We start from the raw sequence: 16,383 nt of genomic DNA, 5'->3' as shown, positions 1-16,383 counted from the left end.
AGGAATATGACTTTAACGTGAGACGTGTGGACGTGAGACAGTTTACTGGACTGGCCCGAAAAAAGTAGACACCTTCATTTAATGAGAAGGTGTTATGAAGTACAAACCCCACCGTCACTTTAGCGATGCATTCAAACGTGAGGCCGTCGAGGCCTCGCTATCCACCACAGAGACACAAGCTCAGCTTGCTGGCAGACTCGGGATCCATCCTAACCAATTGAGTCGCTGGCGCAGAGAGTGGATCATGACCAAGAAATCATCTGACAAAGCAGTTGAAAACATCGGACCAGAAAAAAGCCTGCAGGAGCTGGAGCGCGAGGTGGCTCGGCTGAAGAAGCAGCTTGAGCGGAAAGAGCTGGAGAACGAAATCCTAAAAAAGGCACAAGAGTACTTCGCCAAGCACGGCAAGTAAGGTTTGCCTTTATCGAGGCTCACCGAAGTCAACGCTGGCGGGTCTCGATAATGTGTGAAGTACTCGATGTGTCACGAGCGGGATATTATCGCTGGCGAGCACGTCAGCACTCGCCGGGAGCGCGTACCATCGAGCGACGGACGCTGAGCACCTTCCTGCTCGAGCGAGCCAGGCAACTGAAGAATGTGCCGGGTTATCGCAAGATGTGGCTGGAAGCACGGGATGCCGGGTTCTGCTGCGGCAAGAACCAGGTTCAGGGCTTGCTGAAAGACGCTGGTTATCGTTCATGCACGGCTCCTAAAGCAGGATATCAAAAGCCAGCATCATCCTTGCCTGTGTTGCCGAATCTGCTGAATCGCCAGTTCTCGGTGGGGTCAGCGAACCGAGTTTGGGTATCAGATATCACCCAAATCCGGTGCAGTGAAGGCTGGCTCTACATTGCTGCAGTCCTGGACCTGGGCACACGCCGCGTGGTGGGCCGAGCCATGGGTGCGATCAATAGCGCTCAGCTGGTGCTGGAGGCCCTTGAGCAGGCATGGCAACATCAGCTGCCAGATGGGACACAGCTGTTGTTCCACTCGGACCAGGGGAGTCAGTATCGGAGCGAAGAGGTGATGAGATGGCTCAATACACGGGGAATCACCATCAGCATGTCACGCCGAGGTAACTGCTGGGATAACGCCTGTTCGGAAAGCTTCTTCGCGCTGCTCAAGAAGGAATGGACACATCCATTAGGAATGCTCGGAAGAGACGAAATGGCAGATGAAGTCCGGTATTATACGGACGAGTATTACCCGAAAGTGCGGCGCCACATGGCGCTGGGAGGAATAACTCCCAATGCCTACGCAGCTGCCGCTTAACTTAAGTGTCTACTTTATCGGGGCCACTCCACACATCTTACGTCTCACCTCTTACCTCTCACATTTAATAAAAAAGGGCTTCCTTACGGAAGCCCTTGTCTTATCAGCGAGTTGGTTACAGCTTATTCGTCGGTGCCACCGGCAGCGTTGAGCAGATCGGCCAGGCTCTGTTCGGCCTCGTCGGCGGAAATCTGCACCGGTTGCTCCGGCTGACGACGGGCCTGACGGCCCTGATGGTAGGCAAAACCGGTACCGGCCGGTACCAGACGACCCACGATCACGTTTTCCTTCAGACCACGCAGGTCGTCGACCTTGCCGGCCACGGCCGCTTCGGTCAGCACTCGGGTGGTTTCCTGGAAGGACGCCGCCGAAATGAACGACTCGGTGCTCAAGGACGCCTTGGTGATGCCCATCAGCACATGACGGTAACCGATGGTACGCTTGCCTTCGGCTTCCAGGGCACGGTTGGCCTGACGGATACGTACCACTTCGGCCTGCTCACCTTCAATGAAGTCAGAGTCGCCAGAGTCCATGATCTCGGCGCGACGCAGCATCTGACGCACCACGGTTTCGATGTGCTTGTCGTTGATCTTAACGCCCTGCAGGCGGTAAACCTCCTGCACCTCGTTGACGATGTAGTTCGCCACCGGGCTGATGCCACGCAGACGCAGAATGTCGTGCGGCGACTCGGGACCGTCGGCCAGTACTTCGCCCTTCTCGACCTTCTCACCTTCAAACACGTTGAGGTGACGCCACTTGGGAATCATTTCCTCGTAGGCCTCGCCCCCTTCCAGCGGCGTGATCACCAGGCGACGCTTGCCCTTGGTTTCCTTGCCGAAGGAAATGGTGCCGGAGACCTCGGCCAGAATGGCCGGCTCTTTCGGCTGACGAGCTTCGAACAGGTCGGCAACCCGCGGCAGACCACCGGTGATGTCCTTGGTACCGCCGGATTCCTGGGGAATACGGGCGACCGCATCACCCACGTTTACCTGGGCACCGTCTTCCAGGCTCACAATGGCGCGGCCGGGCAGGAAGTACAGGGCAGACAGATCGGTGTCGGGAATGAACACGTCCTTGCCGGCATCGTCTACCAGTTTCACGGTGGGGCGCAGCTCTTTACCGGAGCTGGGACGCTCGTTCACGTCCATCACCACGATGCTGGACAGACCGGTCAGTTCGTCGGTCTGACGGCTGATGGTCACGCCATCGATCATGTCGATGAACTTCACCCGGCCCGCCACTTCGGTGATGATGGGGTGAGTGTGCGGATCCCAGTTGGCCACCACCTGGCCGGCCTGCACCAGACCACCGTCCGGCTGCTCCAGCAGGGCACCGTAAGGCAGCTTGTGGTTTTCCCGGGTCTGACCCATCTCGTCGATGATAGTCAGCTCGGAAGAGCGGGACACGATCACGGTCTTGCCGTCGGCGTTGGTGACGGTCTGGGCATTCTGCAGCTTGACGGTACCGCTGTGCTTGACCTGAATGCTGCTTTCCGCCGCCGCCCGCGATGCCGCACCACCAATGTGGAAGGTACGCATGGTCAGCTGGGTACCCGGCTCACCGATGGACTGGGCAGCGATAACACCGACAGCCTCACCCTGATTGACCAGGTGGCCACGGGCCAGATCGCGACCGTAACAGTGGGCACAGACGCCGTGGTCGTTGTCACAGGTGATCACGGAGCGCACTTTCACGCGGTCCACGGAGCTGGACTCCAGCAGGTCACACAGCTTCTCGTCGAGCAGGGTGTTACGGGCCACCAGCAGCTCGTCTTCGGTACCGGGCTTAATCACGTCTTCCGCCACCACCCGGCCCAGTACACGCTCGCGCAGGGGCTCGACCACGTCGCCGCCTTCGATCAGCGGCATCATCCACAGACCTTCGTGGGTGCCACAGTCGTCGGTGGTGATCACCAGATCCTGGGCCACGTCCACCAGACGGCGGGTCAGGTAACCGGAGTTGGCGGTCTTCAGGGCGGTATCGGCCAGACCCTTACGGGCACCGTGGGTCGAGATGAAGTACTGCAGTACGTTCAGACCTTCACGGAAGTTGGCGATGATCGGCGTTTCGATGATGGAGCCGTCCGGCTTGGCCATCAGGCCCCGCATACCCGCCAACTGACGGATCTGGGCAGCACTACCCCGGGCGCCGGAGTCGGCCATCATGTAGATGCTGTTGAAAGAGTCCTGCAGCTCTTCTTCGCCGTCGCGGTTGATGACCACGTCTTTCGACAGGTTTTCCATCATCGCCTTGGACACCCGCTCGTTGGCGCTGGCCCAGATGTCGATAACCTTGTTGTAACGCTCACCGGCGGTAACCAGACCGGACTGGAACTGGTCCTGAATCTCGGTGACTTCGGCTTCCGCTTCGTCGATGATGTCCTTCTTGGCATCCGGGATCACCATGTCGTTGATGCCCACGGACACGCCGGACAGGGTGGCATAGTGGAAACCGGTGTACATCAGCTGGTCGGCGAAGATAACGCAGTCTTTCAGACCCAGCAGGCGGTAGCAACCGTTCAGCAGCCGGGAGATCTGCTTCTTGCCCATGGCCTGGTCGATCATCTCGAACGGCATGCCCTTGGGTACGATCAGGCTCAGAATGGCGCGGCCAATGGTGGTGTCGTAAATGGCGGTTCTTTCCACCAGGGTGCCGTCTTCCTGCTTCTCAAAGTCGGTGATGCGCACCTTGACCCGAGCGTGCAGCTCGGCGTGACCGGCACGGTACACCTTTTCGGCTTCCTTGGCGCTGGTCAGCAGCATGCCCTCGCCCTTGGCGTTGATGCGATCCCGAGTCATGTAGTACAGACCCAGTACCACGTCCTGGGACGGGACGATGATCGGCTCGCCGTTGGCGGGAGACAGGATGTTGTTGGTGGACATCATCAGCGCGCGGGCTTCGAGCTGGGCTTCCAGGGTCAGCGGTACGTGGACCGCCATCTGGTCACCGTCGAAGTCGGCGTTGTAGGCCGCACACACCAGGGGGTGCAGCTGAATGGCCTTACCTTCAATCAGTACCGGTTCGAACGCCTGAATACCCAGACGGTGCAGGGTGGGCGCACGGTTCAGCAGTACCGGGTGTTCGCGGATCACGTCGTCCAGGATATCCCATACGATGGCTTCTTCGCGTTCCACCATCTTCTTGGCCGCCTTGATGGTGGTGGCCAGGCCGCGGGATTCCAGCTTGCCGTAGATGAAGGGCTTGAACAGCTCCAGCGCCATCTTCTTGGGCAGACCGCACTGATGCAGACGCAGGGTCGGACCCACGGTGATAACGGAACGACCGGAGTAGTCGACGCGCTTACCCAGCAGGTTCTGACGGAAACGACCCTGTTTACCCTTGATCATGTCGGCCAGGGACTTCAGCGGGCGCTTGTTGGAGCCGGTGATGGCGCGGCCACGACGACCGTTGTCCAGCAGGGCGTCAACGGATTCCTGCAGCATACGCTTTTCGTTGCGCACGATGATGTCCGGTGCGGCCAGATCCAGCAGGCGCTTGAGACGGTTGTTGCGGTTGATCACCCGGCGGTACAGATCGTTCAGATCCGAGGTCGCAAAGCGACCGCCGTCCAGGGGTACCAGCGGACGCAGGTCCGGCGGCAGCACCGGCAGCACTGTCATGACCATCCACTCGGGCTTGTTGCCGGAGAAATGGAAGGCTTCCATCAGCTTGAGGCGCTTGGTGATCTTCTTGCGCTTGGTTTCGGAGTTGGTCTGATCCAGCTCCTCGCGCATGGTGTTGATCTCGCCTTCCAGATCGATGTCCCGCAGCAGGGCCAGCACGGCCTCGGCGCCCATCTTGGCGTCGAATTCGTCACCCCACTCTTCCAGCGAGTCCAGGTACTGCTCTTCAGACAGCATCTGGCCGCGCTCCAGGCTGGTCATGCCCGGCTCGATCACCACGTAGGATTCAAAGTACAGCACCCGCTCGATATCGCGCAGGGTCATGTCCAGCAGCAGGCCAATGCGGCTCGGCAGGGATTTCAGGAACCAGATGTGGGCCACCGGGCTGGCCAGCTCGATGTGACCCATGCGCTCACGGCGCACCTTGGTCTGGGTCACTTCCACGCCGCACTTTTCACAGATCACGCCGCGGTGCTTGAGGCGCTTGTACTTGCCGCACAAACACTCATAGTCCTTGACCGGACCGAAGATCCGGGCGCAGAAAAGGCCGTCACGCTCCGGCTTGAAGGTACGGTAATTGATGGTCTCGGGCTTTTTGACTTCGCCAAAGGACCAAGAGCGGATCATGTCGGGCGAGGCCAGACCGATTTTGATACCGTCAAACTCTTCAGTCTTACTCTGCGCTTTCAAAAACTTAAGCAAGTCTTTCACGTTAGTCTCCTGTGAGGAGTTCTACCTGGGCGCCGCCCTTTCCCGAAGGAAAAAGCGGCGCCGTTATTTCCGAGGCAGCCTGGTGCCTTAACTTTCTTCCAGCTCGATGTTGATCCCCAGGGAGCGGATTTCCTTCAGCAGTACGTTGAAGGATTCGGGCATGCCCGGCTCCATGCGGTGATCGCCGTCCACGATGTTCTTGTACATCTTGGTCCGGCCGTTGACATCGTCCGACTTGACGGTCAGCATTTCCTGCAGGGTATAGGCGGCGCCGTAGGCTTCCAGCGCCCACACTTCCATCTCCCCGAAACGCTGGCCGCCGAACTGGGCCTTACCGCCCAGGGGCTGCTGGGTTACCAGACTGTAGGAGCCGGTAGAACGGGCATGCATCTTGTCGTCCACCAGGTGGTTCAGCTTCAGCATGTACATATAGCCCACGGTGACCGGGCGCTCAAAGGCGTTGCCGGTACGGCCATCGAACAGGGTGATCTGACCGGACTCGGGCAGGTCAGCCAGCTTCAGCAGACGCTTGATTTCGTGCTCGCGGGCACCGTCGAACGCCGGCGTGGCGATCGGCACACCCTTGCGCAGGTTGTGGGCCAGCACCCGGACTTCGTCGTCGGAGAAGGTGGACAGGTCCACTTTCTGCTTGACGCCTTCACCCTGGTCGTAGACTTCCTGAATGAACTCGCGCAGACGGGCCAGCTCCTGCTGCTCCTTGATCATGGTGTCGATCTTCTCGCCCAGTCCCTTAGCCGCGAGGCCGAGGTGGGTTTCGAGGATCTGACCGATGTTCATCCGCGACGGTACACCCAGCGGGTTGAGCACGATGTCCACCGGACGGCCAAACTCGTCGTGGGGCATGTCTTCCACCGGTACTATGGTGGAGACCACACCCTTGTTACCGTGACGACCGGCCATCTTGTCACCGGGCTGAATGCGACGCTTCACCGCCAGGTACACCTTGACGATCTTCAGTACACCCGGGGCCAGATCGTCGCCCTGAGTGATCTTGCGGCGCTTGTTCTCGAACTTCTTGTCGAAGTCGGCTTTCAGCTCGGCGTACTGCTCGGCGATCTGCTCCAGCTCAATCTGCTTGCCTTCGTCGTCCAGGGCCTGCTCCAGCAGTTTTTCCCGGGCAATTTTGGCCACCTTGTCGGCGCTCATGCCGGCGGCAGTCAGCACGGAACGGGCACGGGCAAAGATGCCGTCTTCGAGGATGCTGAACTCTTCGGTCAGGTCTTTCTTGGCCTGCTTGAGCTGCATGTACTCGATGTCCTGGGCACGCTTGTCCTTCTCCACGCCGTCGCGGGTAAAGACCTGCACGTCGATGACGGTACCGTACACGGAGTTGGGCACCCGCAGGGAAGAGTCCTTCACGTCGGAGGCCTTCTCACCGAAGATGGCACGCAGCAGTTTCTCTTCCGGGGTCAGCTGGGTTTCGCCCTTGGGCGTCACCTTGCCCACCAGAATGTCGCCTGGCTTCACTTCGGCACCCACGTAAACGATACCGGACTCGTCCAGCTTGGACAGCGCGGCTTCACCCACGTTGGGAATGTCGGCGGTGATCTCTTCCGGACCCAGCTTGGTGTCACGGGAGATACAGGACAGTTCCTGAATGTGAATGGTGGTCAGGCGATCTTCCATCACCACCCGCTCGCTGAGCAGGATGGAGTCTTCGAAGTTGTAGCCGTTCCAGGGCATAAAGGCCACACGCAGGTTCTGACCCAGGGCCAGTTCACCCAGATCGGTGGACGGGCCGTCGGCCAGTACGTCACCGCTGATCACCCGCTCGCCCGGCATCACACAAGGACGCTGGTTGATACAGGTGTTCTGGTTGGAGCGGGTGTACTTGGTCAGGTTGTAGATGTCGATACCGGCTTCGCCGGGCAGCATCTCTTCCTCGTTGACCTTGACCACGATGCGGGAGGCGTCGACGTAGTCAACCACACCGCCGCGCTTGGCCACGGCGGTAACACCGGAGTCCACCGCCACGGCGCGCTCGATACCGGTACCCACCAGCGGCTTGTCCGCCTTCAGGGTCGGCACCGCCTGACGCTGCATGTTCGAGCCCATCAGTGCCCGGTTGGCGTCATCGTGCTCCAGGAACGGGATCAGCGAGGCCGCCACAGACACGATCTGCTGCGGGCTCACGTCCATGTACTGAACCTGGTCGGCGTTCATGTAGGTGGCTTCGCCCTTGTGACGGGACGGTACCAGCTCGTCGAGCAGGCGACCTTCTTCGTCGATGGCGGCGTTGGCCTGGGCGATCACGAAGTGACCTTCCTCGATGGCAGACAGGTAATCTACTTCATCGGTGATCTGGCCATCCACTACCCGGCGGTACGGGGTTTCGAGGAAACCGTACTCGTTGGTGCGGGAATAACAGGCCAGGGAGTTGATCAGACCGATGTTCGGACCTTCAGGGGTCTCGATAGGGCACAGACGACCATAGTGGGTCGGGTGTACGTCGCGCACCTCAAAGCCGGCGCGCTCACGGGTCAGACCGCCCGGGCCCAGGGCCGAAATACGGCGCTTGTGGGTCACTTCCGACAGCGGGTTGTTCTGATCCATAAACTGGGACAACTGGCTGGAACCGAAGAATTCCTTCACCGCGGCGCTGATCGGCTTGGCGTTGATCAGATCCTGGGGCATCAGGGTATCCAGATCGCCCAGAGACAGACGCTCCTTCACCGCGCGCTCGACGCGAACCAGGCCCACGCGGAACTGGTTTTCGGCCATTTCGCCCACGGAGCGGATACGACGGTTGCCCAGGTGGTCGATATCGTCCACTTCGTCCAGGCCGTTACGGATGGCAATCAGCTGCTTCATCACGTCGACCACGTCGGACTTGGTCAGGGTACCCGGACCGTTCAGCTCTTCGCGCAGCAGCCGGCGGTTGAACTTCATACGGCCGACGGTAGACAGATCGTAACGGTCTTCGGTAAAGAACAGGTTTTCGAACAGGGTTTCGGCGGCTTCGCGAGTCGGCGGCTCGCCGGGACGCATCATGCGGTAGATTTCCACCAACGCCTCGAGGCGGGTAGTGGCGGAATCGATACGCAGGGTCTCGGACATGTAGGCGCCGTGATCCAGTTCGTTGGTGAACAGGGTCTCGAACTGCTTGATGCCGGCCACAGACAGGTTGGCCAGGTTTTCCAGGCTCAGCTCGCTGTTGGCGGCAACCATCACTTCGCCGGTGTCGGCGTTGATGTAATCCTTGGCGGCCACCTTGCCCACGGCGTATTCCACCGGCACTTCCAGCTGTTCAACGCCGGCTTTTTCCAGCTGGCGAATATGGCGGGCAGTAATACGGCGACCGGTTTCCACCAGCACTTCGCCGTCAACCACGATGTCGAAGGAGGCGGTTTCACCACGCAGGCGTTCGGGTTTGAGCTCCATCATCAACTTGCCGTCGGCCACTTCGAAACGGGTGGTTTCAAAGAAGGTGGACAGAATGTCTTCGGTGGTGAAGTCAAGGGCGCGCAGAATAATGGACGCCGGCAGTTTGCGGCGACGGTCGATCCGGACAAACAGGTTGTCTTTGGGATCGAATTCAAAATCGAGCCAGGAACCACGGTAAGGGATCACGCGAGCGTTATACAGGACCTTGCCGGAGGAGTGGGTCTTGCCGCGATCGTGATCGAAAAACACACCCGGGCTGCGGTGCAGCTGGGAGACGATTACCCGCTCGGTACCGTTGATCACAAAGGTACCGTTCTCAGTCATGAGCGGGATTTCGCCCATGTAGACTTCTTGCTCCTTGATGTCCTTGACAGTGCCGGCGGCGGCTTCTCTGTCGTACAGGACCATACGCAACTTGACGCGCAACGGCGCCGAGTAGGTCACGCCACGGATTTGACATTCCTGCACGTCAAATACGGGCTCACCCAGACGATAGCTGACATACTGCAGCTCGGCAGTGCCAGAATAGCTAGTGATAGGGAAAACGCTGCGGAAAGCCGCTTCCAGACCGTACTCGCCTTGAGGATCTGCTTCAATAAACTGTTTGAAGGAGTCAAGCTGGATTGACAGCAGGTAAGGCGTGTCCAAGACCTGGTCACGCTTACCGAAGTCCTTACGAATGCGTTTTTTCTCTGTATAAGAGTAAACCATAGGGTTCCTCAGCTCGCTGATAAGTGACCCACTCTGCCCAAATGGGACAGCTCTGATAACATCGTTTCTTGTTGGCCGAATGTCTCGACAACACTCGGTGGCTGGAACAACGAGAGGCTAAAACGACGTGAAAATTCCCCTCATCCCACAGCGCAAAAGGGCCGGTGAATAAAGATTCACCAGCCCTAGCCCGATTGCTCAGGCCGCTAAGCTATAGTCTAGCTTATTTGAGCTCAACAGAAGCACCGGCTTCTTCGAGTTCTTTCTTCAGTGCTTCGGCTTCGCCTTTGCTCAGCTGCTCTTTAACGGCAGCAGGAGCAGACTCAACCAGACCCTTGGCTTCTTTCAGGCCCAGACCGGTGGCGCCGCGAACGGCCTTGATAACGGCAACCTTGTTGGCACCGGCAGCGGTCAGGATTACGTCGAACTCGGTCTGCTCTTCTACGGCAGCGGCAGCTTCACCGGCAACGGCAACGGCAGCAGCGGCAGAAACGCCGAACTTCTCTTCCATGGCTTCGATCAGTTCAACAACCTGCATTACAGACATTTCTGCAACGGCTTCGATGATTTGGTCTTTAGTGATAGACATGACTCAAATTCCTAATGTTCTGAAGTATACGGTAATCAAGCAGCCAAACGCGCCTTAGGCGGCTTCGGCTTCTTTCTTGTCGCGCAGGGCAGCGAAGGTACGCACCAGCTTGCCAGCGGAGGCTTCTTTCATGGTCGCCATCAGCTTCGCAATTGCTTCGTCGTAAGTCGGCAGCTTGGCGAGGCGGTCAATGTCGGCCGCAGGGATAAATTCGCCCTCGTAAGCCAGACCCTTCACCTCAAACGCGCTCTGCTCTTTGGCAAAGTCCTTGAACAGACGAGCAGCAGCGCCCGGATGTTCGTTGGAGAACGCGATCAGGGTAGGACCAACAAACACCTCTTTCAGGCATTCGTAGTTGGTCTCTTCCACTGCCAGGCGAGCCAGAGTGTTACGGACTACCTTGAGGTAGATACCGTTTTCACGGGCTTGCTTGCGCAGGGTGGTCATGGCAGCCACAGTCACGCCGCGAGAATCGGCAACGACTGCAGACAGGGCGCCCTTGGCAGCTTCGTTGACTTCAGCAACAATTGCTTTTTTGTCGTCGAGTCTTAATGCCATTGGCTAAACTCCTGGATTCCACCTGGGAAATTCCCAGATTAAACACACGCCTCTGTAACAGAGGCACCAAGGTGGCGAATTCCAGAAGAAAGGAAAATGCTTTCTAACTGGGTCCCGGCACCATCTACGCTGGAACATTAAGCCTTTCGGCTCCAGCGGTCTTGGACGGGAGTCGAAGCCCCCAACCAAATAACAAGGCGCAAAATTCTACAAAAAACCCCGCGCCTTGTAAATGCTTAATTAAGCAACATCCAGACCGGACTGATCAACGGCCAGACCTGCACCCATGGTGGTGGAGAGGCTGACTTTCTTGATGTACTGGCCTTTGGAAGAAGCGGGCTTGGCACGCTTCAGGGCGCCCAGCAGGGCTTCCAGGTTGCCTTTCAGCTTGTCGGCGTCGAAGTCGGCCTTGCCGATGGTGGTGTGGATGATACCGTTCTTGTCGTTACGGTAGCGCACCTGACCAGCCTTGGCATTCTGCACGGCTTCGGCCACGTTCGGGGTCACGGTGCCAACCTTGGGGTTCGGCATCAGACCGCGCGGACCCAGGATCTGGCCCAGCATACCCACAACGCGCATGGCGTCGGGAGAGGCGATCACCACGTCGAAGTTCAGCTCACCGGCTTTAACCTGCTCGGCCAGGTCTTCCATGCCCACCAGGTCGGCACCGGCCGCCTTGGCGGCGTCGGCGTTGGCACCCTGAGTGAACACGGCAACGCGTACGTCACGACCGGTACCGTGGGGCAGCACGGTAGCGCCACGCACGTTCTGGTCGGATTTACGAGCGTCGATGCCCAGGTTAACGGCAACGTCGATGCTTTCAACGAACTTGGCGGTGGCCAGTTCTTTCAGCAGGGCGATGGCTTCGTTGATTTCGTACTCGCGAGTGGCATCTACACGCTCACGGATGGTACGCATACGCTTGGTCAGTTTAGCCATGGTCTCAGCCCTCCACTACCAGGCCCATGGAACGGGCAGAACCTTCGAGGCAACGCACGCGGGCGTCAGTGTCGGCACCGGTCATGTCCGGTGCCTTGACAGCGGCGATTTCTTCCAGCTGGGCACGGGTAACGGTACCAACCTTGGTCTTGTTCGGTACACCGGAACCGGACTTAACGCCGGCAGCCTTCTTCAGCAGGAAGGCAGCGGGCGGAGTTTTGGTTTCAAAGGTGAAGGAACGATCGCTGTATACGGTGATAACAACCGGGATCGGAGAGCCCTTTTCCAGGCTGTCTGTACGGGCGTTGAACGCCTTACAGAATTCCATGATGTTAACACCGTGCTGACCCAGAGCAGGACCTACGGGCGGGCTCGGGTTAGCTGCACCAGCTGCAACCTGCAGCTTGATGTACGCTTGTACTTTTTTAGCCATTGATAATTACCTCAAAAATGGGTGTTAGCGCCTCGGAGCAATACTCCTCTAACGGCTCCCCAATGATAAAAGGGCGGCAAATTGTAGTGTAATTTGCCGCCCCGCTCAAGCATTGCGCTCGAATTATGCTCAGGTTTTTTCTATCTGGCCGAACTCCAGTTCCACCGGGGTGGAGCGGCCGAAGATCAGCACGGATACTTTGACCCGGCTCTTCTCGTAATCCACTTCTTCCACCACGCCGTTGAAGTCGGCGAAAGGACCGTCGGAAACGCGAACCACCTCGCCCGGCTCGAACAGGGTTTTCGGCTTCGGCTTGTCCACCGCATCCTGCAGGCGGTTCAGGATGGCATCGGCTTCCTTGTCGGAAATCGGCGCCGGACGCTCGGGCGTGCCGCCGATAAAGCCCATCACCCGCGGAATGCTGCGCACCAGGTGCCAGGTGCCGTCGTTCATCTGCATCTGCACCAGCACATAGCCGGGGAAAAATTTGCGCTCGCTCTTGCGCTTCTGGCCGGCGCGCATTTCCACCACTTCTTCGGTGGGCACCAGCACCTCGCCGAACTGATCTTCCATGCCGTGCATCTTGATATGTTCACGCAGCGACTTGGCTACGCGTCCTTCATATCCGGAAAACGCCTGGACCACATACCAACGCATTCTTTGTTCTGACATGGTGAATCCTTATACTCCGGTAACCAGGTTGACCAGCCATACCAGCAGGCCATCCAGCAAAAACAGAAACAGGCCAACCAGGGCGGTCACGGCCAGTACGATAAGCGTGGTCTGAATGCTCTCCTGGCGGGTGGGCCAGACCACCTTGCGCATCTCCAGACGCGACTCCCGGGCAAAGGCAAAGCTGCTTTGTCCCTTTTTGGTCTGGTATGCCAGCAGACCGGCAATACCCACTGCCACCACCACGCCGGCCGCACGAATGAAGACCGCCAGATCACTGTAAAGATAGTTGGCGACCACGGCTGCGATCAGAATAATGAAAACCAGACCCCACAGCAGGGTATCTTTCGCCCCGCCCTGGCTCTCGGTATTTGCACTCATAAGCTACCTGTCTAAATATTCCGAGTCCGTTACAGACGCAAAAACCCCGCCGACGGCGAGGTAAGTGGCAGGGGCGGAGGGACTCGAACCCCCAACCGTCGGTTTTGGAGACCGCCGTTCTACCAATTGGAACTACGCCCCTATACAACAAAGCCCCTATTATAGGGGCTTTGTGACGCGATTGTAAGCGCTATTACTCGATGATTTTGGCGACGACGCCGGCACCAACGGTACGGCCACCTTCACGGATGGCGAAGCGCAGACCTTCTTCCATCGCGATGGGCGCGATCAGATTCACGTCCATCTTGATGTTGTCGCCAGGCATGACCATTTCAACGCCTTCCGGCAGTTCGATGGTACCGGTCACGTCAGTGGTCCGGAAGTAGAACTGCGGACGGTAGCCCTTGAAGAACGGAGTGTGGCGGCCACCTTCGTCCTTGGACAGTACGTACACTTCGGATTCGAAGCGGGTGTGCGGGGTGATGGAACCCGGCTTGGCCAGCACCTGACCACGCTCAACGTCTTCACGCTTGGTGCCACGCAGCAGCACGCCCACGTTCTCACCGGCACGGCCTTCGTCCAGCAGCTTGCGGAACATTTCAACGCCGGTACAAGTGGTCTTGGTGGTGTCTTTGATACCCACGATTTCCACTTCTTCACCAACGCGAACGATACCACGCTCTACACGACCGGTCACAACGGTACCACGGCCCTGGATGGAGAATACGTCTTCGATCGGCAGCAGGAAGGCGCCGTCGATGGCACGCTCGGGATCCGGGATGTAGGAATCCAGAGCAGCAGCCAGTTCCAGGATCTTCGGTTCCCACTCGGGATCGCCTTCCAGGCCTTTCAGGGCAGAGCCCTGGATAACCGGAATGTCGTCGCCCGGGAAGTCGTACTCGGACAGCAGCTCACGCACTTCCATTTCTACCAGCTCGAGCAGCTCTTCATCGTCAACCATGTCACACTTGTTCATGAATACAACGATGTAAGGTACACCTACCTGGCGGGCCAGCAGGATGTGCTCACGGGTTTGCGGCATGGGGCCGTCGGTGGCAGCTACTACCAGGATCGCGCCGTCCATCTGGGCAGCACCGGTGATCATGTTTTTCACGTAGTCGGCGTGACCGGGGCAGTCAACGTGAGCGTAGTGACGGGCTTCGGTGTCATACTCAACGTGAGAAGCGGCGATGGTGATACCACGGGCCTTTTCTTCCGGAGCGTTGTCGATCTGGTCGAACGCGCGGGCGGAACCACCGAACTGCTTGGCCAGGACGTTGGTGATGGCAGCGGTCAGAGTCGTTTTACCGTGGTCAACGTGGCCGATGGTGCCAACGTTAACGTGCGGTTTTGTACGTTCAAATTTTTCTTTAGACATGCTCGTCCCTCTAACTGGTTGGGTGGTGAGCTATACCACGCGAATCGCAAGTAGGAAGTATATAACAAAAAAGGCTTGAGGGTGCCTGAGTAAAGAAGTGGTGCTGATACCCAGAATCGAACTGGGGACCTCACCCTTACCAAGGGTGCGCTCTACCATCTGAGCTATATCAGCACTGGAGCGGGCAGCGGGAATCGAACCCGCATCATCAGCTTGGAAGGCTGAGGTAATAGCCATTATACGATGCCCGCGGTGGTCTTTACTTGAACGACCTCAAACCGCTTTTTCAATGCCCGTCGGGGACGAACACTGGAAACTGGTGGAGGGAGCTGGATTCGAACCAGCGAAGGCTGAGCCGTCAGATTTACAGTCTGATCCCTTTGGCCACTCGGGAACCCCTCCAAATTTTAAATGGTGCCGGCAGAAGGAGTCGAACCCTCGACCTACTGATTACAAGTCAGTTGCTCTACCAACTGAGCTATGCCGGCACACGAGCGGGACGAATTCTATGGCAAGGCCATGGCTCGATGCAACACCCTTGAGCCAAGTTTTTTTCACCGGCGACTCAAGCGCGCAAAAAAACACCACTCCACCACTTGCCGGCCAATGCGGGTATGGGAGACAGCTCACGTTACGACCATTGGCGGGAGTGCCCTTGCCTTGTTGTGAACAACGGCTTTGGTGTAAGGTCGAGCGGCGACTCACAGGACACCCTTGATGAAGACAGACACTCAATCCCCCTACCTGACCTTTTCCCGCCGAACCTGGTCAGAGCTGCGCGAGTCCGTGCAACTGCCCCTGAGCGAAGACGAGCTGATGCGTCTGCGCAGCATGAACGACCGGGTTTCGCTGGCCGAAGTCAGGGACATCTATCTGCCCCTGTCCCGCCTGCTCAACCTCTATGTCAAGGCCAAGCAACGGCGCAGCCGGGTACTGGATCAGTTCCTCGGCAATACCCATCACCACGTGCCCTATGTGATCAGCATCGCCGGCTCGGTGGCCGTCGGTAAAAGCACCACCGCCCGCATTCTGCAAACCCTGCTGGAACGCTGGCCCCAGCATCCGCGGGTGACCCTGGTCACCACCGACGGCTTTCTTTACCCCAACGCCGAGCTGGAACGGCGCGGCTTGATGAAAAAGAAGGGCTTTCCCCAGTCCTATGACATGCGCCGGCTGGTGCAGTTTGTTTCCGACATCAAATCCGGCAAGCCCGGGGTGAAGGCACCGGTGTACTCCCACCTGACCTACGACATTGTGCCCGGGCAGGAAGTGGTGGTAGAGCAGGCGGACATCGTCATCATTGAAGGGCTGAACGTGCTGCAGAGCGGCATGGACTACCCCCACGATCCCCACCGCGTGTTCGTGTCGGATTTCGTGGATTTTTCCGTTTACGTGGATGCGGACGAACGGCTGTTGAAAACCTGGTATGTGGAGCGCTTTCTCAAGCTGCGCTCGGGGGCCTTTGCCGATCCCGAGTCCTACTTTCACCACTACGCCCGACTCAGCGAAGAAGAAGCGGTGGCCACCGCCAGCCGCATCTGGCAGGAAATCAACTACAAGAACCTGAAGCAGAACATACTGCCGACCCGGGATCGGGCCGAGCTGATCCTGACCAAGGGGCAGGATCACCAGATAGAGCAGATACGGCTCAAGAAATAAAAACGGGATCAGGGAATCGGGACTGGGGATTGGCCAGTCCCTGATCCCGAGT

General features: G+C 58.4%; 11 protein-coding genes and 5 tRNA genes. 2 read left to right on the top strand and 14 right to left on the bottom strand.

Features of this window, described 5'->3' with window-relative positions; genetic code table 11:
* The first annotated feature begins 94 nt into the window (after window positions 1-94).
* Window positions 95-1,272, top strand: a protein-coding gene (locus GU3_RS03820; RefSeq protein WP_148265847.1) for an IS3 family transposase whose coding sequence is annotated in 2 segments (ribosomal slippage) — window positions 95-386 and window positions 386-1,272 — 1,179 coding nt in all. Because the reading frame shifts where the segments join, the coding sequence is not laid out codon by codon here.
* Between the two features lie 122 nt (window positions 1,273-1,394).
* Here GU3_RS03820 and rpoC read toward each other — a convergent pair.
* The 14 genes from rpoC to GU3_RS03750 all read right to left on the bottom strand — a co-directional run bounded on the left by rpoC (window position 1,395) and on the right by GU3_RS03750 (window position 15,160).
* Window positions 1,395-5,606, bottom strand: coding sequence for a DNA-directed RNA polymerase subunit beta' (gene rpoC, locus GU3_RS03815; protein WP_014291234.1), 4,212 nt, complete (start codon window positions 5,604-5,606; stop codon window positions 1,395-1,397).
* 87 nt (window positions 5,607-5,693) lie between these two features.
* The gene (gene rpoB, locus GU3_RS03810; RefSeq protein ID WP_014291233.1) at window positions 5,694-9,722 is read right to left on the bottom strand and encodes a DNA-directed RNA polymerase subunit beta; all 4,029 of its coding nucleotides are present in this window, start codon (window positions 9,720-9,722) and stop codon (window positions 5,694-5,696) included.
* A 223-nt stretch (window positions 9,723-9,945) separates the two neighbouring features.
* Window positions 9,946-10,311: a 50S ribosomal protein L7/L12 gene (rplL, locus tag GU3_RS03805; protein ID WP_014291232.1), complete on the bottom strand. Its 366-nt coding sequence runs from the start codon at window positions 10,309-10,311 to the stop codon at window positions 9,946-9,948.
* A 54-nt stretch (window positions 10,312-10,365) separates the two neighbouring features.
* A complete protein-coding gene (rplJ, locus tag GU3_RS03800; protein ID WP_014291231.1) occupies window positions 10,366-10,869 on the bottom strand; it encodes a 50S ribosomal protein L10 in 504 nt (167 codons plus the stop codon).
* A gap of 240 nt (window positions 10,870-11,109) precedes the next feature.
* The gene (rplA, locus tag GU3_RS03795) at window positions 11,110-11,808 is read right to left on the bottom strand and encodes a 50S ribosomal protein L1 (protein WP_014291230.1); all 699 of its coding nucleotides are present in this window, start codon (window positions 11,806-11,808) and stop codon (window positions 11,110-11,112) included.
* Window positions 11,809-11,812: 4 nt separating this feature from the next.
* Window positions 11,813-12,241 carry a 50S ribosomal protein L11 gene (gene rplK / locus GU3_RS03790; protein WP_014291229.1) on the bottom strand — a complete coding sequence of 143 codons (429 nt, stop codon included), beginning with the start codon at window positions 12,239-12,241 and terminating at the stop codon, window positions 11,813-11,815.
* 129 nt (window positions 12,242-12,370) lie between these two features.
* A complete protein-coding gene (gene nusG / locus GU3_RS03785; RefSeq protein WP_041542904.1) occupies window positions 12,371-12,913 on the bottom strand; it encodes a transcription termination/antitermination protein NusG in 543 nt (180 codons plus the stop codon).
* A 9-nt stretch (window positions 12,914-12,922) separates the two neighbouring features.
* Window positions 12,923-13,294 carry a preprotein translocase subunit SecE gene (gene secE, locus GU3_RS03780; protein WP_014291227.1) on the bottom strand — a complete coding sequence of 124 codons (372 nt, stop codon included), beginning with the start codon at window positions 13,292-13,294 and terminating at the stop codon, window positions 12,923-12,925.
* Window positions 13,295-13,359: 65 nt separating this feature from the next.
* Window positions 13,360-13,436 (bottom strand) — tRNA-Trp (locus GU3_RS03775).
* 51 nt (window positions 13,437-13,487) lie between these two features.
* Window positions 13,488-14,672 carry an elongation factor Tu gene (tuf, locus tag GU3_RS03770; protein ID WP_014291226.1) on the bottom strand — a complete coding sequence of 395 codons (1,185 nt, stop codon included), beginning with the start codon at window positions 14,670-14,672 and terminating at the stop codon, window positions 13,488-13,490.
* Window positions 14,673-14,770: 98 nt separating this feature from the next.
* Window positions 14,771-14,846, bottom strand: a tRNA-Thr gene (locus tag GU3_RS03765).
* Between the two features lie 2 nt (window positions 14,847-14,848).
* Window positions 14,849-14,923: transfer RNA gene (locus GU3_RS03760), tRNA-Gly, on the bottom strand.
* A 66-nt stretch (window positions 14,924-14,989) separates the two neighbouring features.
* A tRNA-Tyr gene (locus tag GU3_RS03755) sits at window positions 14,990-15,074 on the bottom strand.
* Window positions 15,075-15,084: 10 nt separating this feature from the next.
* Window positions 15,085-15,160: transfer RNA gene (locus GU3_RS03750), tRNA-Thr, on the bottom strand.
* A 229-nt stretch (window positions 15,161-15,389) separates the two neighbouring features.
* Here GU3_RS03750 and coaA point away from each other — a divergent pair.
* Window positions 15,390-16,331, top strand: a complete 942-nt coding sequence (coaA, locus tag GU3_RS03745; protein ID WP_014291225.1) for a type I pantothenate kinase — start codon at window positions 15,390-15,392, stop codon at window positions 16,329-16,331.
* Window positions 16,332-16,383: the final 52 nt, after the last annotated feature.

This window comes from Oceanimonas sp. GK1, from assembly GCF_000243075.1.
GTDB lineage: Bacteria > Pseudomonadota > Gammaproteobacteria > Enterobacterales > Aeromonadaceae > Oceanimonas.
Note: the sequence above shows the minus strand (reverse complement) of the source record. Positions and strands in the feature narration are given on the sequence as shown.

What these genes read in the sequence shown, in the direction of transcription:
- rpoB (WP_014291233.1), bottom strand. Translation starts at nt 9,722, where the DNA reads ATGGTTTACTCTTATACAGAGAAAAAACGCATTCGTAAGGACTTCGGT.
- rplL (WP_014291232.1), bottom strand. Translation starts at nt 10,311, where the DNA reads ATGTCTATCACTAAAGACCAAATCATCGAAGCCGTTGCAGAAATGTCT.
- rplJ (WP_014291231.1), bottom strand. Translation starts at nt 10,869, where the DNA reads ATGGCATTAAGACTCGACGACAAAAAAGCAATTGTTGCTGAAGTCAAC.
- rplA (WP_014291230.1), bottom strand. Translation starts at nt 11,808, where the DNA reads ATGGCTAAACTGACCAAGCGTATGCGTACCATCCGTGAGCGTGTAGAT.
- rplK (WP_014291229.1), bottom strand. Translation starts at nt 12,241, where the DNA reads ATGGCTAAAAAAGTACAAGCGTACATCAAGCTGCAGGTTGCAGCTGGT.
- nusG (WP_041542904.1), bottom strand. Translation starts at nt 12,913, where the DNA reads ATGTCAGAACAAAGAATGCGTTGGTATGTGGTCCAGGCGTTTTCCGGA.
- secE (WP_014291227.1), bottom strand. Translation starts at nt 13,294, where the DNA reads ATGAGTGCAAATACCGAGAGCCAGGGCGGGGCGAAAGATACCCTGCTG.
- tuf (WP_014291226.1), bottom strand. Translation starts at nt 14,672, where the DNA reads ATGTCTAAAGAAAAATTTGAACGTACAAAACCGCACGTTAACGTTGGC.
- coaA (WP_014291225.1), top strand. Translation starts at nt 15,390, where the DNA reads ATGAAGACAGACACTCAATCCCCCTACCTGACCTTTTCCCGCCGAACC.